The organism is Escherichia sp. E4930, assembly GCF_005845405.1.
GTDB lineage: Bacteria > Pseudomonadota > Gammaproteobacteria > Enterobacterales > Enterobacteriaceae > Escherichia.
In genome coordinates, this window is record NZ_VCDZ01000001.1 from 108,852 (window position 1) to 134,270 (window position 25,419).

28 protein-coding genes and 1 other annotated feature are annotated in these 25,419 nt (G+C 50.1%); of the genes, 18 read left to right on the forward strand and 10 right to left on the reverse strand.

Annotation, left to right across the window (positions count from 1 at the left end; genetic code table 11):
• Positions 1–12: 12 nt before the first annotated feature.
• Complete coding sequence (gene chbG / locus FFT88_RS00565; RefSeq protein WP_130218875.1) at positions 13–771, forward strand: chitin disaccharide deacetylase; 759 nt, start codon at positions 13–15, stop codon at positions 769–771.
• Positions 772–910: 139 nt separating this feature from the next.
• On the opposite strand, the gene katE is transcribed toward chbG, so the two are convergent.
• On the reverse strand, positions 911–3,172 hold the full coding sequence (gene katE, locus FFT88_RS00570) for a catalase HPII (RefSeq protein WP_135405826.1): 2,262 nt from the start codon (positions 3,170–3,172) through the stop codon (positions 911–913).
• A gap of 182 nt (positions 3,173–3,354) precedes the next feature.
• On the opposite strand from katE, the gene cedA reads away from it, so the two are divergent.
• On the forward strand, positions 3,355–3,618 hold the full coding sequence (gene cedA, locus FFT88_RS00575) for a cell division activator CedA (protein WP_130236587.1): 264 nt from the start codon (positions 3,355–3,357) through the stop codon (positions 3,616–3,618).
• Between the two features lie 46 nt (positions 3,619–3,664).
• On the opposite strand, the gene tcyP is transcribed toward cedA, so the two are convergent.
• The 3 genes from tcyP to hxpB all read right to left on the reverse strand — a co-directional run bounded on the left by tcyP (position 3,665) and on the right by hxpB (position 6,609).
• Positions 3,665–5,056 carry a cystine/sulfocysteine:cation symporter gene (gene tcyP, locus FFT88_RS00580; RefSeq protein ID WP_135405827.1) on the reverse strand — a complete coding sequence of 464 codons (1,392 nt, stop codon included), beginning with the start codon at positions 5,054–5,056 and terminating at the stop codon, positions 3,665–3,667.
• Between the two features lie 132 nt (positions 5,057–5,188).
• The gene (locus FFT88_RS00585; protein ID WP_064529159.1) at positions 5,189–5,779 is read right to left on the reverse strand and encodes a metal-dependent hydrolase; all 591 of its coding nucleotides are present in this window, start codon (positions 5,777–5,779) and stop codon (positions 5,189–5,191) included.
• 161 nt (positions 5,780–5,940) lie between these two features.
• Positions 5,941–6,609, reverse strand: coding sequence for a hexitol phosphatase HxpB (hxpB, locus tag FFT88_RS00590; protein WP_130218883.1), 669 nt, complete (start codon positions 6,607–6,609; stop codon positions 5,941–5,943).
• Positions 6,610–6,755: 146 nt separating this feature from the next.
• Between hxpB and FFT88_RS00595 the strand changes: the two genes are divergently transcribed.
• A complete protein-coding gene (locus tag FFT88_RS00595) occupies positions 6,756–7,292 on the forward strand; it encodes a YniB family protein (protein ID WP_135405828.1) in 537 nt (178 codons plus the stop codon).
• Positions 7,293–7,332: 40 nt separating this feature from the next.
• Here the strand turns inward: FFT88_RS00595 and FFT88_RS00600 are convergent, their stop codons facing one another.
• The 3 genes from FFT88_RS00600 to pfkB form a co-directional block, all read right to left on the reverse strand.
• Complete coding sequence (locus FFT88_RS00600; RefSeq protein ID WP_130218887.1) at positions 7,333–8,193, reverse strand: fructosamine kinase family protein; 861 nt, start codon at positions 8,191–8,193, stop codon at positions 7,333–7,335.
• Positions 8,194–8,297: 104 nt separating this feature from the next.
• On the reverse strand, positions 8,298–8,585 hold the full coding sequence (gene ghoS, locus FFT88_RS00605) for a type V toxin-antitoxin system endoribonuclease antitoxin GhoS (protein ID WP_130218889.1): 288 nt from the start codon (positions 8,583–8,585) through the stop codon (positions 8,298–8,300).
• 101 nt (positions 8,586–8,686) lie between these two features.
• On the reverse strand, positions 8,687–9,616 hold the full coding sequence (gene pfkB / locus FFT88_RS00610; protein ID WP_135405864.1) for a 6-phosphofructokinase II: 930 nt from the start codon (positions 9,614–9,616) through the stop codon (positions 8,687–8,689).
• A gap of 286 nt (positions 9,617–9,902) precedes the next feature.
• Between pfkB and FFT88_RS00615 the strand changes: the two genes are divergently transcribed.
• Positions 9,903–10,661 carry a YdiY family protein gene (locus FFT88_RS00615; RefSeq protein WP_135405829.1) on the forward strand — a complete coding sequence of 253 codons (759 nt, stop codon included), beginning with the start codon at positions 9,903–9,905 and terminating at the stop codon, positions 10,659–10,661.
• Positions 10,662–10,721: 60 nt separating this feature from the next.
• On the opposite strand, the gene yniD is transcribed toward FFT88_RS00615, so the two are convergent.
• Positions 10,722–10,829 (reverse strand): small membrane protein YniD, encoded by a 108-nt coding sequence (gene yniD, locus FFT88_RS00620; protein WP_064529152.1) that lies wholly within the window; start codon positions 10,827–10,829, stop codon positions 10,722–10,724.
• Between the two features lie 301 nt (positions 10,830–11,130).
• Here yniD and thrS point away from each other — a divergent pair, with 301 nt between their 5' ends.
• From thrS to selO, 14 genes are all read left to right on the forward strand, one after another.
• Complete coding sequence (thrS, locus tag FFT88_RS00625; RefSeq protein WP_130208286.1) at positions 11,131–13,059, forward strand: threonine--tRNA ligase; 1,929 nt, start codon at positions 11,131–11,133, stop codon at positions 13,057–13,059.
• 3 nt (positions 13,060–13,062) lie between these two features.
• Complete coding sequence (gene infC / locus FFT88_RS00630) at positions 13,063–13,605, forward strand: translation initiation factor IF-3 (protein WP_001700733.1); 543 nt, start codon at positions 13,063–13,065, stop codon at positions 13,603–13,605.
• Positions 13,606–13,697: 92 nt separating this feature from the next.
• Entirely contained in the window at positions 13,698–13,895 is a 198-nt protein-coding gene (gene rpmI, locus FFT88_RS00635; RefSeq protein ID WP_001124225.1) for a 50S ribosomal protein L35, read from the forward strand.
• 53 nt (positions 13,896–13,948) lie between these two features.
• Positions 13,949–14,305, forward strand: coding sequence for a 50S ribosomal protein L20 (gene rplT / locus FFT88_RS00640; protein ID WP_000124850.1), 357 nt, complete (start codon positions 13,949–13,951; stop codon positions 14,303–14,305).
• 116 nt (positions 14,306–14,421) lie between these two features.
• Positions 14,422–14,546: a sequence feature (Phe leader region), on the forward strand.
• On the forward strand, positions 14,428–14,472 hold the full coding sequence (pheM, locus tag FFT88_RS25220; RefSeq protein WP_001386830.1) for a pheST operon leader peptide PheM: 45 nt from the start codon (positions 14,428–14,430) through the stop codon (positions 14,470–14,472). (Overlaps the previous feature by 45 nt.)
• 209 nt (positions 14,547–14,755) lie before the next feature.
• Entirely contained in the window at positions 14,756–15,739 is a 984-nt protein-coding gene (gene pheS, locus FFT88_RS00650) for a phenylalanine--tRNA ligase subunit alpha (protein ID WP_000018588.1), read from the forward strand.
• A gap of 14 nt (positions 15,740–15,753) precedes the next feature.
• Positions 15,754–18,141 (forward strand): phenylalanine--tRNA ligase subunit beta, encoded by a 2,388-nt coding sequence (pheT, locus tag FFT88_RS00655; RefSeq protein WP_001524772.1) that lies wholly within the window; start codon positions 15,754–15,756, stop codon positions 18,139–18,141.
• 4 nt (positions 18,142–18,145) lie between these two features.
• The gene (gene ihfA / locus FFT88_RS00660; RefSeq protein ID WP_002440155.1) at positions 18,146–18,445 is read left to right on the forward strand and encodes an integration host factor subunit alpha; all 300 of its coding nucleotides are present in this window, start codon (positions 18,146–18,148) and stop codon (positions 18,443–18,445) included.
• Between the two features lie 100 nt (positions 18,446–18,545).
• Positions 18,546–19,526, forward strand: coding sequence for a vitamin B12 ABC transporter permease BtuC (btuC, locus tag FFT88_RS00665; protein WP_135405830.1), 981 nt, complete (start codon positions 18,546–18,548; stop codon positions 19,524–19,526).
• A 62-nt stretch (positions 19,527–19,588) separates the two neighbouring features.
• Positions 19,589–20,140, forward strand: coding sequence for a bifunctional thioredoxin/glutathione peroxidase (btuE, locus tag FFT88_RS00670; RefSeq protein ID WP_130208280.1), 552 nt, complete (start codon positions 19,589–19,591; stop codon positions 20,138–20,140).
• The gene (gene btuD / locus FFT88_RS00675) at positions 20,140–20,889 is read left to right on the forward strand and encodes a vitamin B12 ABC transporter ATP-binding protein BtuD (RefSeq protein WP_135405831.1); all 750 of its coding nucleotides are present in this window, start codon (positions 20,140–20,142) and stop codon (positions 20,887–20,889) included. The genes btuE and btuD overlap by 1 nt, the downstream gene beginning before the upstream one ends.
• 77 nt (positions 20,890–20,966) lie before the next feature.
• The gene (locus tag FFT88_RS00680) at positions 20,967–21,431 is read left to right on the forward strand and encodes an NlpC/P60 family protein (protein WP_130208276.1); all 465 of its coding nucleotides are present in this window, start codon (positions 20,967–20,969) and stop codon (positions 21,429–21,431) included.
• Between the two features lie 246 nt (positions 21,432–21,677).
• Complete coding sequence (locus FFT88_RS00685) at positions 21,678–22,391, forward strand: EAL domain-containing protein (protein WP_130224663.1); 714 nt, start codon at positions 21,678–21,680, stop codon at positions 22,389–22,391.
• Positions 22,392–22,453: 62 nt separating this feature from the next.
• Positions 22,454–23,890, forward strand: a complete 1,437-nt coding sequence (selO, locus tag FFT88_RS00690) for a protein adenylyltransferase SelO (protein ID WP_135405832.1) — start codon at positions 22,454–22,456, stop codon at positions 23,888–23,890.
• Between the two features lie 3 nt (positions 23,891–23,893).
• On the opposite strand, the gene hemP is transcribed toward selO, so the two are convergent.
• A complete protein-coding gene (gene hemP, locus FFT88_RS00695) occupies positions 23,894–24,085 on the reverse strand; it encodes a hemin uptake protein HemP (protein ID WP_001270810.1) in 192 nt (63 codons plus the stop codon).
• A 131-nt stretch (positions 24,086–24,216) separates the two neighbouring features.
• On the reverse strand, positions 24,217–25,263 hold the full coding sequence (gene aroH / locus FFT88_RS00700) for a 3-deoxy-7-phosphoheptulonate synthase AroH (RefSeq protein ID WP_130218903.1): 1,047 nt from the start codon (positions 25,261–25,263) through the stop codon (positions 24,217–24,219).
• Positions 25,264–25,419: the final 156 nt, after the last annotated feature.

The window sequence follows — 25,419 nt, forward strand, 5'->3', positions numbered from 1 at the left end:
CTGAGGCTGATTATGGAACGCTTACTGATTGTTAATGCTGATGACTTTGGCTTAAGTAAAGGCCAGAACTACGGCATTATCGAGGCCTGTCGTAATGGTATTGTCACCTCAACGACGGCGCTGGTGAATGGGGAAGCTATCGACCATGCGGTGCGGTTAAGTCGTGATGAACCGAGTCTGGCAGTTGGGATGCACTTTGTCCTTACACTGGGCAAGCCGCTGACTGAAATGCCTGGGCTGACCCGGCAAGGTGTGCTGGGGAAATGGATCTGGCAGCTGGCAGAAGACGATGCCTTACCACTGGAAGAAATTTCTCAGGAACTCGCCCGCCAGTATCTGCGATTCATTGAATTGTTTGGCCGCAAACCAACACATCTTGATAGTCATCATCATGTGCATATGTTCCCGCAGATTTTCCCGATTGTGGCGAAGTTTGCGGCTGAAGAGGGGATTGCGTTGCGTATTGATCGCCAGCCAGTATTTAACGACGGTGATTTACCCGCTAATCTGCGCAGTTCACAGGGCTTCAGTAGTGCATTCTATGGTGAAGAGATCAGTGAATCACTGTTCCTGCAAGTGTTGGATGATTCCAGTCATCGCGGTGAACGCTCACTGGAAGTGATGTGCCATCCTGCGTTTGTCGATAATACAATTCGCCAGAGTGCTTACTGTTTCCCGCGGTTAGCGGAACTGGATGTGTTAACGTCGGCGTCGTTGAAGTATGCCATTGCCGAGCGTGGTTATCGGTTGGGTAGTTATCTGGATGTGTAGGTAAGGCTGTTTTTCCGGATGCGGCGTAAATGCCTTATTCGGCATACAATATATTGAAATTTCATAGCATTATGAACATCCGGTAGGCCTGATAAGCGCAGCGCATCAGGCAAAGGTGGCGCAGTTGCGCCACCCATATTTACGCCGGAATTTTGTCAATCTTAGGCATACGTGACCAGACGCGGTGCGCCGCCATTAGCGTTAACAGTTCATCCATAAAACTACCGTCGGCGCTGTCGGCTTCCACAACCCCTTCTTCACCTTTGTCATCCACCTTAATTGTCGCTTTGAACTTGCGGGCGTCTCCCGCCAGCGCAATCGGTTTAAGGTGTTTGTAGGCTTCCATCAGGTAATAGTTCGCATCGCCGTTGTCTGCGATATCCGCAATATTACCGCAAGGGACAATGACCGCATCCACCGTCAGCGAAGGCGCTCCGGCAAAGGTAGCGGCTATAGGCAATACCGTACCGTCATCGGCGGTCACTTCGCCCATTCGTGAATAAAGCAGTTTGGCATGAACGCCTTTGGCTTTCAGCGCATTGAGAATGGCCAGCAGGTCTGCCGATCTCACTTCATCATTAAGCAAAATCGCTGTCACACGGCCTTTGACATCACCGTCAGGAATGGCATACAGACTTAATGTTGGGGCATTTTTCAGACCGTTGATGTTCGGTGGCGGGGTAATATTCAGTTGTTCATCAGTCAGTTCGATACCGAGATTTTCCGCCACAGCCTGCGCCAGAGTGACATCGATATGTGCCAGTTGATCAACGACGCGTTCACGAATATACGGACGAGCAACTTTGCTCAATTCAAAGCTGAAAGCGTCGATAATGTGGCGCTGTTCAAACGGCGTCTGGCTTAGCCAGAACAGACGCGGATGGGAATAATATTCGCCAAACGATGGGCTGCGTTCGCGGACTTTGTTGCCTTCTACACGTTCCTGGTATGATTCAAATCCGCCGCGTTTCGGCCCCGGCGGTGTTTCGCGCGGCCAGTTGTCGTTGATCGAGTTTGGTTCGTAGTTTGCCGGATTTGTGTCGATTCCCATGCGGTGCATGCCGTCACGCTGGAAATTATGGTAAGGGCAGGTCGGGCGGTTAATAGGAATTTCATGGAAATTCGGCCCACCAAGACGACTGATTTGTGTATCGGTATAAGAGAACAAACGCCCCTGCAATAACGGGTCGTTAGTGAAATCCAGACCGGGAACAATATGCCCTGGATGGAAAGCTACCTGTTCGTTTTCGGCAAAGAAGTTATCCGGGTTGCGGTTAAGCACCATTTTGCCGACGCGCTGTACCGGCACCAGTTCTTCCGGGATAAGTTTGGTTGGATCGAGAAGGTCGAAATCAAACTTGAATTCGTCTTCTTCCGGGATTAACTGGAAGCCCAGTTCGTATTCCGGGAAATCGCCTGCTTCAATGGCTTCCCACAGCTCTCGGCGGTGGAAGTCCGGGTCACGTCCGGTGAGTTTCTGCGCTTCATCCCATACCAGCGAGGCTTTACCGGCCAGTGGTTTCCAGTGGAAACGCACAAACGTCGCTTTCCCTTCGGCGTTAATCAGGCGGAAAGTGTGAATGCCGAAACCTTCCATCGTACGGTAGCTGCGCGGGATCCCGCGATCCGACATCGCCCATATCACGTTATGCAGCGTTTCCGGTTGCAGGGAAACATAATCCCAGAATGTGTCGTGGGCGCTACCTCCCTGTGGTATCGCCCAGTGCGGTTCCGGTTTTACCGCATGAACAAAATCGGGGAATTTATGCGCATCCTGAATAAAGAAGACAGGCGTATTGTTACCCACAAGATCAAAAATACCTTCTTCGGTATAGAACTTGGTGGCGAAACCACGGATATCACGCACAGTATCTGCCGAACCAGCGCCACCCTGAACGGTAGAGAAACGCACGAACACCGGGGTAATTTTGTTCGGATCTGACAGGAAGTCGGCTTTGGTAATATCGCTTAAGTTTTTATACGGCTGGAAATAACCGTGAGCGGCAGAGCCACGCGCGTGAACGATACGTTCCGGGATACGTTCATGGTCGAAGTGGGTGATTTTCTCGCGCAGAATAAAATCTTCCAGCAGCGTTGGACCACGGCTACCGGCACGCAGTGAGTTTTGATCGTCAGCGATGCGCACGCCCTGATTGGTGGTCAGCGCATAATTTTCACTACCTTTACGTACATCTGCCAGGGAGTTGAGTTTTTCGTTACGCGTATTAGGGGATTTCAGACTGCCTGGCGCGGTAGGCTGCGCGCCTGGCGGGGTCGGTTCAGCCGCTGGACGATGAGAGCCGTCCTCAGGTGCCAGTGAGTCCATTCCTGGTTTCGCTTCGTTCGAGTCGTGCAGGGGGGACTGGTGCTGATGTGGGTTCTTTTCGTAATGTTGCGACATTGAACTCGTCTCCTTATTTCATTGCTGAAAGGGCCGCTTTTTTGGTCAAAAAACCCTCTAACTATAGACCATCGGGGATGTCTCGCTCTGGAAGTGGTGTCGGCGAAAGTATTTGAAGATGTACGCAAAGCAGGACGGACGTGGGCTAAATCGGCTAAACTACATTTTTTCTGATTTTTAATATGCGTTTAGTGAAGCCAGTAATGAAGAAACCGCTACGTCAGCAAAACCGCCCGATTATTAGCTATGTCCCGCGCACGGAACCTGCGCCGCCGGAGCATGCGATTAAAATGGATTCGTTTCGTGATGTCTGGATACTACGTAGCAAATATGTGGCGTTTGTTCTGGTGGGGGAGTCATTCTTGCGCTCACCGGCGTTTAGTGTGCCGGAGGCGGCCCAGCGCTGGGCGAATCAGATTCGACAAGAGAATGAGGTCGAAGAGTAAAAAAACGCCTGTCGGGATGACAGGCGTTTTGCGTTATAAGCCAGGGTTAACGGTGAGCCAGTTCGGCGTCATCTTCGCTATCCAGAATGGATTTATCGGTCTGCTTCAGCCACTGGCTGGTCAGTGTACCTGCGGTCATAGAACCGCTGACGTTCAGTGCCGTACGGCCCATATCGATAAGTGGCTCAACGGAAATTAACAATGCCACCAGCGTTACCGGCAAGCCCATCGCAGGGAGTACAATCAGTGCGGCGAATGTTGCACCGCCACCAACGCCTGCAACACCTGCTGAACTCACAGTGACGATACCAACGAGTGTCGCAATCCACATTGGGTCCAGCGGATTAATGCCAACCGTAGGCGCAACCATCACTGCCAGCATTGCCGGATATAGCCCGGCACAGCCGTTTTGACCAATGGTCGCGCCGAAAGAGGCAGCGAAACTGGCGATGGATTCAGGAACACCCAGACGACGCGTTTGTGCTTCTACATTCAGCGGAATAGACGCAGCACTGGAGCGACTGGTGAAGGCAAACGTCAGCACTGGCCAGACTTTACGGAAGTATTTCAGCGGGCTTACGCCATTAATGCCCAGCAGAACGCCATGCACTGCAAACATAATGATAAGACCGAGGTAGGACGCGACAACGAAGCTACCCAGTTTAATGATGTCTTGCAGGTTGGAGCCAGCAACGACTTTGGTCATCAGTGCCAGAACGCCGTATGGCGTCAGTTGCATGACCAGGCGAACCAGTTTCATCACCCAGCTTTGCAGTGTATCGATAGCGGTTAAGACTCGTTCACCTTTCGGCGCATCATCTTTCAGCAGTTTCAGTGCTGCAACGCCCAGGAAAGCCGCAAAAATTACCACGCTGATAATTGACGTCGGATTGGCGCCGGTCAGATCTGCAAACGGGTTTTTCGGGATAAAGGACAAGACAAGCTGCGGAACGCTCAGGTCAGAGACTTTACCGACATAGTTGCTTTCGATAGCGTTCAGACGCGCAGTTTCAGCGCCACCCTGAACCAGCCCCTCAGCTGTCAGACCAAACAGATTAGTGACCAGTACACCGACCAGCGCCGCAATCAGCGTGGTAAACAGTAGCGTACCAATAGTCAGAAAACTGATTTTTCCTAGTTGAGACGCGTTATGCAGACGGGCAACCGCACTTAAAATGGAGGCAAATACCAGCGGCATGACGATCATTTGCAGTAGCTGAACATAGCCGTTACCGACAATGTTAAACCACTGAACAGAATCTTTAAGTACCTGGCTGTCAGAACCATAAATGGTATGCAGGGCAAGGCCAAAAACCACCCCCATCACCAGACCTACCAGCACTTTTTTGGCCAGACTCCACTGTTTGTGGCGGGTTTGGGCCAGCGCAAACAGCAGCACAACGAACACTATGATGTTCGCAATTAATGGAAAGTTCATCCCCGTTCTCCTGATCTTATTATTTCTATCGCTACGCAGTAGCCATAGTGTTGAAGCAAGATTAACAGAACTGTGAGCTGGCTCTTATATTCAAATGGAATGGCTTATTCCAGAAAAGCGATTTTTGTTTTTTTAGTATTCAACCTGATGCTTAATAAGGCGATGAAACTCGATCTGCAAGGTATTAATCATTTGCGATGACCAACGCACGGCACTGTTTTCGGGCAGTGAATGGGGCATCCACACTGACCAGACAAACAACGCCATGCAGAGAAAACGTTCTAACTGGTTGCCTTTTTGTGGAACCAGAATTGGTAGACGGAAACGCCATCGGCACGGCCAGAGTAGGGGAACGCCAGCAGGGGTCAGCATATCAGCAAGGATATGACTCAAATAACCGAGAACCATACCTTGCAGAGCATCAGCTGGAATAAACCAGCTTTCCGGAACTTTCAGATAAAAGGTCGCCAGTAGAGCAAACACCGCCAGCAGACTGTGGGTAAAGCCACGGTGACCAAAAGCGCGGGCAATGGGTTTTGATATCCACTTTAATCGCTGTCCAAGAAACGACTTTGGATGGTCAATATCCGGTAACAGACAAGTTAATATTGCGGAAGGGACAATATGCCACCAGTCACCCTGTGCCAGCACGGGTGTAAGCTCGGCATTTTTAGCAAACACCGCACAAGCAATAGAAAAGAGGAGGTGACCTTCCGCCGTCATGATAAAACTCACTAAACTGTCGATACGTACAGTATAGGGTTTTTATACAGTGCGCGGAAGTGGTGACGGTGTAACTCTTCATCATAATTTGATGATAAAATCATCAGTTGAACGTGATTTCAGATAAGCAACCAGGGGCCGTGTCACCACGCCCCTTTTTATTAACCGAGGAGGTCTTTCGCGGTGAGTTCGGTCAAGGATGAAAGTTTTACATTCGCCAACACAAAACGGGGATCATTTTGCGCTTCTGGTGCTGGAACGACGATGGAGCGCATTCGTGCTGCCTTCGAGGCGATCATGCCATTAACAGAGTCTTCCAGCGCCACGCAGGCGATTGGGTCAACGCCCAGTTTTGCTGCGCAGTCGAGATAAACCTGCGGATGTGGCTTGCTATAAGGCAATTTTTCGGCGGAGGCGAGGGCATCGAAACTGTCACGTAGGTCAAACATGGCCAGCACTTTTTCAAGCATATGCAGCGGTGACGCTGAAGCCAGTCCAACCAATAAGCCCTGCGCTTTACATAAAGCAACGGCTTCACGCACGCCAGGCAGTAATGGACGCGTCTCTTCAACCAGCGAAATGGCACGGGCAATTACCCGATCGACCACTTCCTGACGACTCGGTCCATTCCACGGTTGCCGGGCATACCACAGATCAACCACCATATCGATGCGTAAACCTAAGGTGTCCGGTAGCTCATTACGACGGGAGATGTCCACCCCCAGGCTTGCCATCACATCCAGTTCGGCCCGATCCCATAATGGTTCGGAATCGATAAGTAATCCATCCATATCAAAAATTGCAGCAAGAATCTGTCGTGGGGTTGACATTACAACCTCTCCTTTAGAGCATTATGTGTAAGGTATTAAGCTGTGCTTATGATTAAGCGCCTATCATATCGCCTTTAAAGAATGGGCGAAAACAGATATCTACAGGTAAACTAAGTGAATCGACGCGTCTTAATCAAGGAGAACTCATGACGTATCAACAAGCTGGACGCATTGCTATTTTGAAAAGGATTTTCGGTTGGGTGATTTTTATACCAACACTTGTTTCCACGTTGATTTCCTTGCTGAAGTTTATGAATACCCGGCAAGAAACCCAGGAAGGCATTAATGCGGTAATGCTCGACTTTGCCCATGTCATGATCGATATGATGCAGGCGAATACGCCTTTTTTGAATCTGTTCTGGTATAACTCGCCGACGCCCAATTTTAATGGTGGTGTGAACGTTATGTTCTGGGTGATCTTTATCCTGATTTTTGTCGGGCTGGCGTTGCAAGACTCTGGAGCACGCATGAGTCGTCAGGCGCGCTTCTTGCGCGAAGGCGTTGAAGATCAACTCATTCTGGAGAAGGCTAAAGGGGAAGAGGGGTTAACGCGTGAACAGATCGAGTCGCGCATTGTCGTTCCACGCCATACTATCTTCACGCAGTTTTTTTCACTCTATATCCTGCCGCTCATTTGTATTGCTGCGGGATACGTGTTCTTTTCTCTGCTCGGTTTCATTTAATACAAAGGCCGCGCGGTGCGGCCATTATCATCGACTCCCGTCACGCGGCTAACACTCTATCCAATGATTGTTGAGCAATAACCAGATGTTGACCACCAAACAACCTTGCGCGGTTTAGCAAAGTGTAAAGCTGGTAAATCGGTTGGCGTTCGAGGAAATCGATCGGGAGCGGTGAAACTGATTGATAACCATCATAGATTTGCGGAGGCTGTTCGGTATGTAGCGGCAACATGGCCAGATCGCACTCTCTGTCGCCCCAGTAACAAGCAGGGTCGAAAATATACGGACCATTCGGACCTAGCGCACAATTCCCTGACCATAGATCGCCGTGTAACAGTGATGGTTGCGGCTGATGTGAAGCCAGGCGCTGCTGGATATGCTCGACGATGGCGTCGATATTGCCGAAGGCGATCCCTTTTTCTGCTGCCAGCTCCAGTTGCCAGCCAATCCGTTGTTCAGCAAAAAACGTTGACCAGCGGCGTTGCCAGGTATTGGGTTGAGGGGTAGTAGAAAGGGCGTTATCGAAATCGAGGCCAAATTGTGGCTGGTCGCTCCATTGATGTAGATGCGCAATTTGCTGCCCTAAAATAAAGGCGTTATGTGCATCCAACGGCCGAGGAGGGAGATAATCCATCACCAGAAAACTGTAGTCACGGTCAGCGCCAACTGCCCACACCCGGGGTACGGTGACGGTTTTACTGCGAGACAATAACTCCAGTTGGTCGGCTTCGGCGGTAAAACCGGGAAGCAATTCTCTTTCATCACATTTGACGAAAAAGTCACGTCCTGCATAGCGCAAATGCCATGCGGCATGGACTTCCCCGCCAGGCAGTTCATTACGCAGTTCGATTTCGCCTTCACCTAACTGCTCGCTCAAAAGACGACTGATTACCTGCCACATGATGTCTCTCCCATGCTGTCTGCCAGATCATAAGGTTAGCGCAAGAATAAGGTGTAAAAACACGAGCTAACGCACACCACAGACTGATTATTGCCCAAAAATCTTTATTTGTTGCTATTCCATTCCTCCCAGGTGGTGATCCTTATCTCGGGGTCTTTGCCTGTAGCGCTCTGGGCGAGCCCGGCAACGAGTTCTCTTATCTCATCTTCGTTTTGCGTGCTGATAAGTCCAAAGGTATTCGTCCCTAGTTCATGGATATTCCCATCATCGTCTGTCATGGTCAGTGAGAAGCCATCGCGTGTCAGAAAGTTATTTAACTCATTAATTTCAGTTAATGTATCTTCATGCAACATGACGGTAATGACATAACGGACAAGATCGCCACCAGCCATAATTCACCTCTTTGTTATCACGTGATTTTTTAGCATAGTCGCAGAAACGCGTTGCCGACAGGTTTGTGGTGATTCCCCCAACCGATGGGGGAATGTTTCGATTAGCGGGAAAGGTAAGCGTAAATTTTTTGTGTATCGTCATGGGAGCACAGGCGTGTTCCCTGATTGAGTGTTGCGGCACTACCGGCAGCGACGCCAAAACGAACCATTTCATCAAGCGAGGCATTTTCTGCCAGCTTCAGCGTCATAGCCCCTACCATGCTGTCGCCAGCACCGACGGTACTTTGGCTTTTTAGCGGTGGTGGCACAACCTGAATGCAGTTTTCACTATCTACCCCCAACGCGCCTTGTGGACCAAGGGAAACGACGACCCGTTTGGCCTTACCACTATTAACGATTTCCTGCGCGGCTTTACGCACATCATCGGGTTGAGTGAGTTCGCGATCTACCAGTGCGCTGAGTTCTTTTTGGTTAGGTTTAACTAACTCGATATTGCCAATCGCCAGTGCTGCGCTTAAGGCTTCGCCGGAACTGTCGACGATGCAGCGTATTCCTTGTTTTTGCGCAGCAGAAATAAGCTGCGTTAACTTTTCCAGTTTCACGCCTGGTGGCAGGCTTCCACTAATAACCAGAATAGCCCCTGACTCGATTTCCAGAACTTGTTCTTCAAGTTGACGAAATTCATCTTCGCTTAAAGCTGCGCCGGGCATGACAAAACGATACTGCTCACCGCTGGATTCCACATGTACATGCAGATTCTGGCGGGTCCAGTCCTTCGCTTCGACAGTGGCAACAGGGACATTTTCATCGGCCAGCAGAGCGACGAGATGTTCGCCGGTCGCGCCGCCGGCCGGGAATATAGCCGTCGCGCTCCCGCCCAGATGAGCAATAGCGCGAGCGACATTAATACCGCCGCCACCAGGTTCAAACACGGGGGCAGTACAGCGCAGTTTTCCTTCGGGGTAAATTTGCGGGGTTATTGTTGCGCTATCGAGAGAGGGCGCAAGTGTCAACGTATAGATACGTACCATCATTTCCTCCTATAGGCTGATTTCAGTCTGGCACTGAATCAGTGGAAAGTGAAGGAATTAACAATATGATTTATTAGATATTTATATAAAATTAATAAGGTAAAGATATATAAATAAATATCTGTTTTCGCAACGCGCTTATTCAAAAAATGAAATAAGAAGTCATTGCTAAGTTTTTCACTCCTTTTTATAATTTGTCACCTTTCCAGGGACGCTACTCTTTGATCCTTAAGAAAGTTTCCGGGACCGCGATGGTCTCTTTTTTTGTTGTACGGACTTTTAATAAATGAAGCTTTTGAAGACAGTTCCTGCCATCGTTATGCTGGCGGGGGGTATGTTTGCGTCTCTGACTGCAACTGCCGATGATTCCGTTTTTACTGTCATGGACGATCCTGCCAGCGCAAAAAAACCTTTCGAAGGTAATCTGAACGCAGGTTATCTTGCACAATCAGGCAACACGAAAAGTTCCTCACTGACGGCTGATACCACCATGACCTGGTATGGGCAGACGACTGCCTGGTCGCTGTGGGGAAATGCCAGCAATACTTCTTCTAATGATGAGCGTTCTTCGGAAAAATATGCAGTAGGTGGTCGTAGCCGTTTTAATTTAACTGATTATGATTATCTGTTTGGTCAGGCAAGTTGGCTGACAGACTGTTATAACGGTTATCGGGAACGAGATGTATTGACTGCGGGTTATGGTCGCCAGTTTTTAAATGGCCCGGTACACAGCTTCCGTTTTGAATTCGGCCCTGGCGTGCGTTACGACAAATATACCGATAATGCCAGTAAAACGCAGCCGCTGGGGTATGCCTCCGGAGCTTATGCATGGCAGTTGACCGACAACGCTAAATTTACCCAAGGTGTATCGGTTTTTGGTGCTGAAGACACTACGCTGAACTCGGAAAGCGCATTAAATGTTGCCATCAATGAACATTTTGGTCTGAAGGTCGCCTACAACGTTACATGGAACTCTGAACCGCCTGAGTCTGCGCCGGAACATACCGATCGCCGCACCACGTTATCGCTGGGCTACAGGATGTAATAATGTGCCGGACCGTGTTATGCGGTCTGGCTGCATTGTTTGTTGATAGCGCCTCACTATTCAGCCCCAAATCATCGCTGCCCAGCGTAGCAACAGCATCGCGCCGCAAATAGACAGCAGGACTACCACCATCTTCCAGTGTTTTTTGTTGAAACGTTTTGTCGGCATGCGTTTTTCCTGGGGATTTCCAGTCTTCAATAATCGAGTGTAACAAAAGGGTCAGGTGTTGCCTGTATTGATTTATATCATATCGAACATGATGATTGTCGCTTTGCCCGATAACAATTACCGTGTAAACTGCCAAGCGGTATTATCAGAAAGTGGGTGTAGGTCTGGCATCGCCAATCAGCATGCTGTGACATATTTCGCAGAGTGAAGCGGGAATCAGCCCAAACCTTTTTGATAAATTTCATATGAATCTTTGTATGTGATCTTTCGTGTGGGTCACCACTGCAAATAAGGATATAACATGCCTGTTATTACTCTTCCTGATGGCAGCCAACGCCATTACGACCACGCTGTAAGCCCCATGGATGTTGCGCTGGACATTGGTCCAGGTCTGGCGAAAGCCTGTATCGCAGGGCGCGTTAATGGCGAACTGGTAGATGCGTGCGATTTGATTGAAAACGACGCTAAACTGGCGATCATTACCGCTAAAGACGAAGAAGGTCTGGAGATCATTCGTCACTCCTGTGCGCACCTGTTAGGGCACGCAATTAAACAACTTTGGCCGCATACCAAAATGGCAATCGGCCCGGTTATTGACAACGGTTTCTATTACGACGTTGATCTTGACCGCACGTTAACCCAGGAAGATGTCGAAGCACTCGAGAAGCGGATGCATGAGCTTGCTGAGAAAAACTACGACGTCATTAAGAAGAAAGTCAGCTGGCACGAAGCGCGTGAAACTTTCGTTAAACGCGGCGAGAGCTATAAAGTCTCCATCCTGGACGAAAACATCGCCCATGATGACCAGCCTGGCCTCTATTTCCACGAAGAATATGTCGATATGTGCCGCGGTCCGCACGTACCGAATATGCGTTTCTGCCACCATTTCAAACTGATGAAAACGGCAGGGGCCTACTGGCGCGGCGACAGCAACAATAAAATGTTGCAACGTATTTATGGTACTGCGTGGGCAGATAAAAAAGCCCTCAACGCGTACCTGCAGCGTCTGGAAGAAGCCGCTAAACGCGACCACCGTAAAATCGGTAAACAGCTCGACCTGTACCATATGCAGGAAGAAGCGCCGGGTATGGTGTTCTGGCACAATGACGGCTGGACCATCTTCCGTGAACTGGAAGTGTTCGTTCGCTCTAAACTGAAAGAGTACCAGTATCAGGAAGTTAAAGGTCCGTTTATGATGGACCGCGTCCTGTGGGAAAAAACCGGTCACTGGGAAAACTATAAAGATGCAATGTTCACCACCTCTTCTGAGAACCGTGAATACTGCATTAAGCCGATGAACTGTCCGGGTCACGTACAAATCTTTAACCAGGGGCTGAAATCGTATCGCGATCTGCCGCTGCGTATGGCCGAGTTCGGTAGCTGCCACCGTAACGAGCCGTCAGGATCCCTTCACGGCCTGATGCGCGTGCGTGGTTTTACTCAGGATGACGCGCATATCTTCTGTACTGAAGAACAAATTCGCGATGAAGTTAACGGATGTATCCGTTTAGTCTATGATATGTACAGCACTTTTGGCTTCGAGAAGATCGTGGTCAAGCTTTCCACTCGTCCTGAAAAACGTATTGGCAGTGACGAAATGTGGGATCGTGCTGAGGCGGACCTGGCAGTTGCGCTGGAAGAAAACAACATCCCGTTTGAGTATCAACTGGGTGAAGGCGCGTTCTACGGTCCGAAAATTGAATTTACCCTGTATGACTGCCTCGATCGTGCATGGCAGTGCGGTACAGTACAGCTGGACTTCTCCTTACCGTCTCGTCTGAGCGCTTCCTATGTAGGCGAAGACAACGAGCGTAAGGTTCCGGTAATGATTCACCGTGCAATTCTTGGGTCGATGGAACGTTTCATCGGTATCCTGACCGAAGAGTTCGCTGGTTTCTTCCCGACCTGGCTTGCGCCGGTTCAGGTTGTTATCATGAACATTACGGATTCACAGTCTGAATACGTTAACGAATTGACGCAAAAACTATCAAATGCGGGCATTCGTGTTAAAGCAGACTTGAGAAATGAGAAGATTGGCTTTAAAATCCGCGAGCACACTTTGCGTCGCGTCCCATATATGCTGGTCTGTGGTGATAAAGAGGTGGAATCTGGCAAAGTTGCCGTTCGCACCCGCCGTGGTAAAGACCTGGGAAGCATGGACGTAAATGAAGTGATCGAGAAGCTGCAACAAGAGATTCGCAGCCGCAGTCTTAAACAATTGGAGGAATAAGGTATTAAAGGCGGAAAACGAGTTCAAACGGCGCGTCCTAACCGTATCAATGGCGAAATTCGCGCCCAGGAAGTTCGCTTAACAGGTTTGGAAGGCGAGCAGCTTGGTATTGTGAGTCTGAGAGAAGCTCTGGAGAAAGCTGAAGAAGCCGGAGTAGACTTAGTCGAGATCAGCCCTAACGCCGAGCCGCCGGTTTGTCGTATAATGGATTACGGCAAATTCCTCTATGAAAAGAGCAAGTCTTCTAAGGAACAGAAGAAAAAGCAAAAAGTTATCCAGGTTAAGGAAATTAAATTCCGTCCTGGTACAGATGAAGGCGACTATCAGGTAAAACTCCGCAGCCTGATTCGCTTTCTCGAAGAGGGTGATAAAGCCAAAATCACGCTGCGTTTCCGCGGTCGTGAGATGGCGCACCAGCAAATCGGTATGGAAGTGCTTAATCGCGTGAAAGACGATTTGCAAGAACTGGCAGTGGTCGAATCCTTCCCAACGAAGATCGAAGGCCGCCAGATGATCATGGTGCTCGCTCCTAAGAAGAAACAGTAAGGCCATCAAGTAATCATTCCTGTGGGCCTCGGCTCACAGGGTGATTCGCCTTTGTTTCTGTTTATCAACAATGCGAAGTGGAAGTTATTAAAATGCCAAAAATTAAGACCGTACGCGGTGCTGCTAAGCGCTTCAAAAAAACCGGTAAAGGTGGTTTTAAGCACAAGCACGCTAACCTGCGTCACATTCTGACCAAAAAAGCGACCAAACGTAAACGTCACCTGCGTCCGAAAGCCATGGTTTCCAAAGGCGATCTGGGTCTGGTAATCGCGTGCCTGCCGTACGCATAAGCCGTTAACGTTTTTTAACTTTTTAATTAGAATATAGATACAGGAGAGCACATATGGCTCGCGTAAAACGTGGTGTTATTGCACGCGCACGTCACAAGAAAATTTTGAAACAAGCTAAAGGTTACTACGGTGCGCGTTCTCGCGTATACCGCGTTGCCTTCCAGGCTGTTATCAAAGCTGGTCAGTATGCTTACCGTGACCGTCGTCAACGTAAGCGTCAGTTCCGTCAACTGTGGATTGCGCGTATCAACGCAGCAGCACGTCAGAACGGTATTTCTTACAGCAAATTCATCAATGGCCTGAAAAAAGCCTCTGTTGAAATCGACCGTAAGATCCTGGCTGATATCGCAGTATTCGACAAAGTAGCGTTCACCGCTCTGGTTGAAAAAGCGAAAGCAGCTCTGGCATAAGCCAGTTGAAAGAGGGAGCTAGTCTCCCTCTTTTCGTTTCAACGCCATCAAAACATTGACTTTTATCGCCGTAGCCTTTTCAATAAAGGTCCTTTGAAAAGTACCAAAAGGTAACGCAAGCAATGAATGCTGCTATTTTCCGCTTCTTTTTTTACTTTAGCACCTGACTCCAGGAGGCTAGCGCGTGAGAAGAGAAACGGAAAACAGCGCCTGAAAGCCTCCCAGTGGAGGCTTTTTTTGTATGCGCGTTTTGAAAAATAAAAAGCCTGTCTCATCAGGCGTAATTGTCGCAGCCAGTCTGGACACGGTCAGCGTGGAGAAACCGGAGCGTACTTAAGTACGTGAGGATTTCGAGCACTGCCCGGGACCAAAATGGCAAGTAAAATAGCCTGATGGGATAGGCTCTAAGTCCAACGAACCAGTGTCACCACTGACACAATGAGGAAAACCATGTCACATCTCGCAGAACTGGTTGCCAGTGCGAAGGCGGCCATTAGCCAGGCGTCAGATGTTGCCGCGTTAGACAATGTGCGCGTCGAATATTTGGGTAAAAAAGGGCACTTAACCCTTCAGATGACGACCCTGCGTGAGCTGCCGCCAGAAGAGCGTCCGGCAGCTGGTGCGGTTATCAACGAAGCGAAAGAGCAAGTTCAGCAGGCGCTGAATGCGCGTAAAGCCGAACTGGAAAGCGCAGCGCTGAATGCGCGTCTGGCTGCAGAAACTATCGATGTTTCCCTGCCAGGTCGTCGTATCGAAAATGGTGGTCTGCATCCGGTTACCCGTACCATCGATCGTATCGAAAGTTTCTTCGGTGAGCTTGGCTTTACCGTGGCAACCGGGCCGGAAATCGAAGATGATTATCATAACTTCGATGCTCTGAACATTCCTGGCCACCACCCGGCGCGCGCTGACCACGACACTTTCTGGTTTGACGCTACCCGCCTGCTGCGTACCCAGACCTCTGGCGTACAGATCCGCACCATGAAAGCCCAGCAGCCGCCGATTCGTATTATCGCGCCTGGCCGCGTTTACCGTAACGACTACGACCAGACTCACACGCCGATGTTCCATCAGATGGAAGGTCTGATTGTTGATACCAACATCAGCTTTACCAACCTGAAAGGCACGCTGCACGACTTCCTGCGTAACTTCTTTGAAGAAGATTTGCAGATTCGCTTCCGTCCTTCCTACTTCCCGTTCACCGAACCTTCTGCAGAAGTGGACGTCATGGGTAAAAACGGTAAATGGCTGGAAGTACTGGGCTGCGGGATGGTGCATCCGAACGTGCTGCGTAATGTTGGCATCGATCCGGAAGTTTACTCCGGTTTCGCCTTCGGTATGGGGATGGAGCGTCTGACCATGTTGCGTTACGGCGTCACCGACCTGCGTTCATTCTTCGAAAACGATCTGCGTTTCCTCAAACAGTTTAAATAAGGCAGGAATAGATTATGAAATTCAGTGAACTGTGGTTACGCGAATGGGTGAACCCGGCGATTGATAGCGATGCGCTGGCGAATCAAATCACGATGGCGGGCCTGGAAGTTGACGGTGTAGAACCGGTTGCCGGTAGCTTCCACGGCGTGGTCGTTGGTGAAGTGGTTGAATGTGCGCAGCATCCGAATGCTGACAAACTGCGAGTGACCAAAGTCAACGTCGGTGGTGATCGCCTGCTGGACATCGTCTGCGGCGCGCCAAACTGTCGTCAGGGCTTGCGTGTGGCGGTAGCAACTATTGGTGCTGTATTGCCGGGCGATTTCAAAATTAAAGCCGCGAAACTGCGCGGTGAACCGTCTGAAGGGATGCTGTGCTCCTTCTCTGAGCTGGGTATTTCTGACGATCATAACGGTATTATCGAACTGCCTGCGGATGCGCCAATTGGCACCGACATCCGTGAATACCTGAAACTTGATGACAACACCATCGAAATCAGTGTGACGCCAAACCGTGCAGACTGCTTAGGCATTATCGGCGTAGCGCGTGATGTTGCCGTGCTGAACCAGCTTCCACTGGTTGAACCGGAAATTGTCCCGGTTGGTGCAACCATCGATGACACGCTGCCGATTGCGGTAGAAGCACCGGAAGCCTGCCCGCGATATCTTGGCCGCGTAGTAAAAGGCATTAACGTTAAAGCGCCAACTCCGCTGTGGATGAAAGAAAAACTGCGTCGTTGCGGGATTCGTTCTATCGATGCAGTCGTTGACGTCACCAACTATGTGCTGCTTGAACTGGGCCAGCCGATGCACGCTTTCGACAAAGATCGCATTGAAGGCGGCATTGTGGTGCGGATGGCGAAAGAGGGCGAAACGCTGGTACTGCTCGACGGTACCGAAGCGAAGTTGAATGCTGACACTCTGGTCATCGCCGACCACAACAAGGCGCTGGCGATGGGCGGCATCTTTGGTGGCGAACACTCTGGCGTGAATGACGAAACGCAAAACGTTCTGCTGGAATGTGCTTTCTTCAGCCCGCTGTCGATCACCGGACGTGCTCGTCGTCATGGCCTGCATACCGATGCGTCTCACCGCTACGAGCGTGGTGTTGATCCGGCACTGCAGCACAAAGCAATGGAACGTGCGACCCGTCTGCTGATCGACATCTGCGGTGGTGAGGCTGGTCCGGTAATTGATATCACCAACGAAGCAACGCTGCCGAAGCGTGCAACCATCACTTTACGTCGTAGCAAACTGGATCGTCTGATCGGCCATCATATTGCTGATGAGCAGGTCACTGACATTCTGCGTCGTCTCGGCTGCGAAGTGACCGAAGGCAAAGACGAGTGGCAGGCAGTTGCGCCGAGCTGGCGTTTCGACATGGAGATTGAAGAAGATCTGGTCGAAGAAGTGGCGCGCGTTTACGGCTACAACAACATCCCGGATGAACCGGTACAGGCAAGTCTGATTATGGGGACTCACCGTGAAGCTGACCTGTCGCTCAAGCGCGTGAAAACGCTGCTCAACGACAAAGGCTATCAGGAAGTGATCACCTATAGCTTCGTTGATCCGAAAGTGCAGCAGATGATCCACCCGGGTGTTGAAGCCTTACTGCTGCCAAGCCCGATTTCCGTTGAAATGTCGGCAATGCGTCTTTCTCTGTGGACAGGTCTGCTGGCAACTGTAGTGTACAACCAGAACCGTCAGCAAAACCGTGTGCGCATTTTTGAAAGCGGTCTGCGCTTCGTGCCAGATACCCAGGCGCCATTGGGCATTCGTCAGGATCTGATGTTAGCCGGTGTGATTTGCGGTAACCGTTACGAAGAGCACTGGAACCTGGCAAAAGAGACCGTTGATTTCTATGATTTGAAAGGCGATCTTGAATCCGTTCTCGACCTGACCGGTAAACTGAATGAGGTTGAGTTCCGTGCAGAAGCGAATCCGGCACTGCATCCGGGGCAATCCGCAGCGATTTATCTGAAAGGTGAACGTATTGGTTTTGTTGGGGTTGTTCATCCTGAACTGGAACGTAAACTGGATCTTAACGGTCGCACTCTGGTGTTTGAACTGGAGTGGAACAAGCTCGCAGACCGCGTGGTGCCTCAAGCGCGCGAGATTTCGCGCTTCCCGGCGAACCGTCGTGACATCGCGGTTGTGGTTGCAGAAAACGTTCCCGCAGCGGATATTTTATCCGAATGTAAGAAAGTTGGCGTAAATCAGGTAGTTGGCGTAAACTTATTTGACGTGTACCGCGGTAAGGGTGTTGCGGAGGGGTATAAGAGCCTCGCCATAAGCCTGATCCTGCAAGATACCAGCCGTACACTCGAAGAAGAGGAGATTGCCGCTACCGTCGCCAAATGTGTAGAGGCATTAAAAGAGCGATTCCAGGCATCATTGAGGGATTGAACCTATGGCGCTTACAAAAGCTGAAATGTCAGAATATCTGTTTGATAAGCTTGGGCTTAGCAAGCGGGATGCCAAAGAACTGGTTGAACTGTTTTTCGAAGAGATCCGTCGCGCTCTGGAAAACGGCGAGCAGGTGAAACTCTCTGGTTTTGGTAACTTCGATCTGCGTGATAAGAATCAACGCCCGGGACGTAACCCGAAAACGGGCGAGGATATTCCCATTACAGCACGGCGCGTGGTGACCTTCAGACCCGGACAGAAGTTAAAAAGCCGGGTCGAAAACGCCACACCCAAAGACGAGTAATCTGATCTAACTAAAAAGGCCGCTCTGCGGCCTTTTTTCTTTTCACTGTCGAAGAGTCACCGTAAAATCAACGGAATGACACTTCAGCAGAACGGATACCATGCTGACACTTGCCCGCCACCAACAGCGACAAAATATTCGCTGGTTATTATGCCTGTCAGTTTTGATGCTGCTGGCGCTTCTCTTAAGCCTTTGCGCTGGTGAACAATGGATTTCACCTACCGACTGGTTCACTCCTCGTGGCGAACTGTTCGTCTGGCAAATTCGCCTGCCACGTACCCTGGCTGTATTGCTGGTTGGCGCGGCGCTGGCGTTATCAGGCGCGGTCATGCAGGCGCTGTTTGAAAACCCTCTTGCGGAGCCGGGGCTGCTTGGCGTCTCTAACGGCGCTGGAGTGGGGCTTATCGCCGCTGTATTGCTCGGGCAAGGGCAGTTACCGAACTGGGCGCTGGGGCTGTGTGCGATTGCTGGCGCGCTTATTATCACCTTAATTCTCTTGCGTTTTGCCCGCCGTCATCTTTCAACCAGCCGATTACTGTTGGCTGGTGTTGCGCTGGGTATCATCTGTAGCGCGTTAATGACGTGGGCCATCTACTTTTCCACGTCTGTTGATTTACGCCAACTGATGTACTGGATGATGGGCGGCTTTGGTGGTGTAGACTGGCGGCAAAGTTGGCTGATGGTGGCCTTGATTCCGGTGTTGTTGTGGATTTGCTGTCAGTCCCGCCCAATGAATATGTTAGCGCTGGGTGAAATCTCGGCGCGACAACTGGGGTTACCACTGTGGCTCTGGCGCAATGTGCTGGTCGCGGCTACCGGTTGGATGGTCGGTGTCAGTGTGGCGTTGGCTGGCGCTATTGGGTTTATTGGCCTGGTTATCCCGCATATTCTGCGGCTGTGCGGATTAACCGATCACCGGGTATTACTTCCCGGCTGCGCGCTGGCAGGTGCTACTGCGTTGCTGCTTGCCGATATTGTTGCTCGACTGGCCCTGGCTTCCGCAGAGTTACCGATTGGTGTGGTCACCGCCACCCTGGGCGCGCCGGTGTTTATCTGGTTATTGTTAAAAGCAGGACGTTAGCCGCATAAAGACGGTCTATGATTAAAAGCTAATATTTTTACTGACCTTATCCAGGAGACACGATGCAAGATCCCATTCTGACCACCGTAGTGAAGACGATTGACGGGGAAGTGACCACGCTGGAGAAATATGCCGGTAATGTGCTGCTGATTGTCAATGTCGCTTCAAAGTGTGGCTTAACGCCGCAATATGAACAGTTGGAGAATATCCAGAAAGCCTGGGCCGATCGTGGTTTTGTCGTGCTGGGATTTCCGTGCAACCAGTTCCTTGAACAAGAACCTGGTAGTGATGAAGAAATTAAAACTTATTGCACCACCACCTGGGGCGTGACGTTCCCAATGTTCAGTAAGATTGAGGTCAATGGCGAAGGGCGTCATCCGCTATATCAAAAATTGATTGCCGCAGCGCCCACGGCGGTGGCACCGGAAGAGAGCGGTTTCTACGCGCGAATGGCCAGTAAAGGCCGCGCACCGCTGTATCCTGATGATATTTTGTGGAATTTTGAAAAGTTTCTGGTGGGTAGAGACGGAAAGGTCATCCAGCGTTTTTCCCCGGATATGACGCCGGAAGATCCTATTGTAATGGAAAGCATTAAACTGGCGTTGGCAAAATAATGTCTATTGTGATGCAGTTACAGGATGTAGCGGAATCAACCCGCCTTGGGCCACTTTCTGGCGAGGTCCGGGCAGGGGAGATCCTGCATCTGGTGGGGCCGAACGGCGCGGGCAAGAGCACCTTGCTGGCGCGAATGGCGGGGATGACCAGTGGTCAGGGAAGCATTCAGTTTGCAGGTAAACCACTGGATACCTGGCCCGCAACAAAACTCGCCCTGCATCGCGCCTATCTTGCACAACAGCAGACGCCGCCGTTTGCTATGCCGGTCTGGCATTACCTGACCATGCACCAGCACGATAAAACGCGAACCGATCTGCTAAATGATGTTGCAGGGGCGTTGGCCCTTGATGACAAACTCGGTCGAAGCACCAATCAACTATCCGGTGGTGAATGGCAACGTGTCCGTCTTGCTGCGGTGGTGTTACAAATTACGCCGCAAGCGAATCCGTCAGGTCAATTACTTCTCCTTGATGAACCCATGAACAGCCTTGATGTTGCCCAGCAAAGCGCGTTAGATAAAATTTTGAGCGCGCTATGTCAGCAAGGCGTGGCGATTGTGATGAGCAGTCACGATCTTAACCACACATTGCGTCACGCGCATCGGGCGTGGTTACTTAAACAAGGAAAACTGCTTGCCAGTGGGCGGAGAGATGAAGTACTAACGCCGCCGAATCTGGCCCAGGCTTATGGCATGAGCTTCCGTCGTCTGGACATTGAAGGTCACCGAATGCTGATTTCGACCACCTGATTTCATTAGCATCTTGAAAAACGGGTAATTTCGACGCTAAATTAATGCAAGAATAAAAAACAGAGGATTCGTACGGAATGCGTTTCTGCCTAATTTTAATTACAGCACTGTTTCTGGCCGGGTGTAGCCATCATAAAGCGCCGCCGCCAAACGCCAGGCTTTCTGACTCCATTACTGTCATTGCTGGTTTGAACGATCAACTACAGAGCTGGCATGGTACGCCGTATCGTTATGGCGGCATGACTCGACGTGGAGTGGACTGTTCGGGTTTCGTGGTTGTGACGATGCGCGACCGTTTCGACTTGCAGTTGCCACGCGAAACAAAACAACAGGCCGCTATCGGTACCCAAATTGATAAAGAAGAATTGCTGCCTGGCGATCTGGTCTTTTTCAAAACAGGTTCCGGGCAAAATGGTTTACACGTGGGTATTTACGATACCAACAATCAATTCATTCATGCCTCTACCAGCAAGGGGGTGATGCGTTCTTCCCTCGATAATGTCTACTGGCAGAAAAATTTCTGGCAGGCGAGACGAATCTAGTATCCCAATAAATGGACGGTGATGATACCGCACCGTCTGTTAACTCCTGAATACAGTAGTATTTTGCAGACAAAAATACCGCAAATGGAATATTCGTTTATACTCAGGATAATCTAAAAAAAGGACCCCTGAAAAAGTGGTTAACATGGAACAAATGAAAGTTATTCCTTCTGTATTTGTTATGCCTTATGGCCTCAAACTTTTTATCTGGATGTTGAAAAAAATCCGTAGAGAGGGGCTGTTACCATGAAGGTCTTACTGGAGAATCTTTATCATTCTGATTACTATTTTCTACCGATAAGAGACAGCCAACAAAATCTTGTTGGGGTTGAGTTAATAACCCATTTCTCCAGTGACGACGGTACGGTTCGCATCCCGACGACACGGGTTATTGCACAACTTTCAGAGGAGCAGCATTGGCAATTATTTGCCGAAAAGTTGGAATTACTAAAATCATGCCAACATTTTTTTATTCAACACAAACTCTTTGCCTGGATTAATTTAACGCCACAAGTAGCAAAGTTATTATTAGATAGGGATAATTACGCAAGCAAACTATTAAAAATTCCTTTTGCTGAATTGATGATTAATGAAAATTATCCTCATCTTAATGAGGGAAAAGATAATTATGAACTTTTGCACTTATCGCAAATTTTCCCATTGGTTTTGGGAAATTTGGGTGCGGGCAACAGTACAATGAAGGCTGTTTTTGATGGGCTTTTCACTCGCGTCATGCTGGATAAAGGTTTTATTCAGCAACAAATAGTCCATAAATCTTTCGCGCCTTTTATTCGTGCGCTCCATGCGCAAATTTCACCTTGTTGCAATTGTATTATTGCTGCTGGTATTAATACACCGGAGATGTTGGCGCAGATGGTGCCGTTTGGTTTCCATGCTTTTCAGGGATGCTTGTGGCCCGCAGTTCCCGTAAGCCAGATAACAACGCTGGTCCAGCGATAACCCTCTTGTTTGCTGGTGTTTAAGACGAGAGTAACCGTCTACACTATCAAACAGGAGGATCTATGACCCTGTCTTTTATTACCCGCTGGCGTGATGAATTGCCGGCAACATATACATCGCTTTCCCCTACGCCTTTAAATAATGCCCGGTTGATTTGGTATAACGCCGAACTGGCTAATACGCTGGGTGTTCCATCGTCGTTGTTTGAAAGTGGCGCGGGTGTCTGGGGCGGCGAAACTTTACTGCCAGGTATGTCGCCACTGGCCCAGGTCTACAGTGGCCACCAGTTTGGTGTCTGGGCGGGGCAGCTTGGCGACGGGCGCGGTATTTTACTCGGCGAGCAACAGTTTGCCGACGGCACCACCATGGACTGGCATCTGAAAGGTGCGGGGCTGACGCCTTATTCGCGGATGGGCGACGGACGTGCGGTTTTACGTTCAACAATTCGCGAAAGTCTTGCCAGTGAGGCAATGCATCACCTTGGCATTCCGACGACACGCGCCTTAAGCATTGTTACCAGCGATACGCCGGTTTACCGGGAGACGGTCGAATCAGGAGCGATGCTGATGCGCGTAGCGCAGAGTCATTTGCGATTTGGCCACTTTGAACACTTTTACTATCGTCGGGAACCGGAAAAAGTTCGCCAGCTGGCTGACTTCGCCATTCGCTATTACTGGCCGCATCTTCAGGATGAAGAGGATAAATACCGCCTCTGGTTTACCGATATTGTCGCACGTACGGCTTCGTTAATCGCCAGCTGGCAGACAGTCGGTTTTGCTCACGGGGTGATGAACACGGATAACATGTCGATTCTCGGGCTGACGCTGGATTATGGTCCATTTGCTTTCCTCGACGATTATGAACCGGGCTTTATTTGTAATCACTCTGATCATCAGGGACGTTACAGCTTTGATAATCAACCTGCCGTTGCGTTGTGGAATTTACAGCGTCTGGCGCAGACATTGTCGCCGTTTATCACTGTCGACGCGTTAAACGAGGCGCTGGAAAGCTATCAACAGGTTTTGTTGACGCATTATGGAAAACGTATGCGGCAGAAGCTGGGCTTTATGACGGAGCAAAAAGAGGATAATGCGCTATTGAATGAATTGTTCAGTCTGATGGCGCAAGAGCGCAGTGATTATACTCGCACATTCCGCATGTTAAGTCTGACCGAGCAGCACAGTGCGGCTTCACCACTGCGCAATGAGTTTATTGACCGCGCGGCGTTTGATGACTGGTTTACGCGTTATCGGACGCGCTTGCAACAAGACGGAGTTGCCGATAGTGAACGTCAGCAACTGATGCAGAGCGTTAACCCTGCGCTGGTATTGCGAAACTGGCTGGCGCAACGCGCTATTGAGGCGGCAGAAAAGGGTGATATGACGGAATTGCACCGTCTGCATGAAGCGTTGCGAAATCCTTTCAGCGACAGGGATGATGACTATGTCAGTCGTCCACCTGACTGGGGTAAACGGCTTGAAGTCAGCTGCTCGAGTTAAAGGCTACTTGGTCAACAGCAGCTTGCCAGCCTGAGTTTTACGGAGCAGATATTCTTGCCCGTCATGATCGATAATCAGTTTGCCATCCGGACCTAACAGTGTCTGGCTGGTAATTCGCCGAATGGGCTGCGGGGAAGCGGTCTTGTGATTGGCATCCGTTTCAGGCGTGAGTTTTCTGCTATCCGTATAACGCATAGAAATTAATAATAATTTATATAACAATGATTCTTATTATCAATATTATGGCGAGCCAGAGCAAGCAGTAATGTGTTGAGAAGACAACAAGTTGCGCAGAAATGCCCATTCCGTCAGGAATGGGCACGCATTCAGAAGCGGGAATCTACCGCAGAGGCGAGTTTTTCGACCAGGCGTTCAGTATCTTCCCAACCTAAACAAGGATCGGTAATCGACTGACCGTAGGTGAGCGGCTGACTGCTGGCGATTTTTTGTGTACCTTCGCGCAGGAAACTTTCTGCCATAATTCCGGCAATCGCCGTGGAGCCATTGCGGATTTGCTGACAAATATCCTCACAAACTTCTAACTGGCGACGGTGCTGCTTCTGGCAGTTACCGTGGCTGAAATCCACCACCAGATGTTCAGGTAAATCAAACTCGTGCAGCGTATCGCAGGCTGCGGCGATATCATCGGCATGGTAGTTCGGTTTTTTGCCGCCACGCATAATAATGTGGCCATACGGGTTGCCGCTGGTCTGATAGATGGTCATCTGACCGTTTTTGTCTGGCGAGAGGAACATATGACTGGCACGGGCAGCGCGGATAGCATCCACGGCAATCCGCGTGTTGCCATCGGTACCGTTTTTAAAACCTACCGGACAGGAGAGGGCTGACGCCATTTCACGGTGGATCTGGCTCTCGGTAGTCCGTGCGCCAATCGCGCCCCAACTAATTAAGTCAGCAATAAACTGACCGGTCACCATATCGAGAAACTCGGTCGCGGTGGGAACGCCCAGTTCATTTACCTGCAACAGCAATTTACGCGCCATTTCAAGGCCGTGATTAACGCGATAGCTGCCGTTTAAATCCGGATCGGAGATGAGTCCTTTCCAGCCGACAACGGTACGCGGTTTTTCAAAATAGGTACGCATTACAATTTCCAGTCGTGACTGGTACTGGTTGCGCAACGCCTGCAGACGGGTGGCATACTCCATGGCAGCGGTCAGATCGTGGATCGAGCAGGGGCCAATAATGACCAACAGTCGCTTATCTTCACCATTCAGTATTTTTTCAATTCTGCGGCGGGAATCAATGACATGGTTGGCGACGCCAGGCGTTACGGGATACCGTAGCGCGAGTTCGGCGGGCGTTACCAGGCTCTCGATACGCGCAGTACGGAGTTCGTCAGTTCTGTTCATTACAAGTCTCAGAAATTTGTTGCTTCAACGGCAGGACTACCGGGAAGTGATGCGCATCACGATAAACCAATCGCAGCTGATTTCAAGTGCGAGGTGTGTCACACCTCGCCGGGTGGTTAGCATGATAACAAAAAAACAAGTCAATGCACTAGTTCT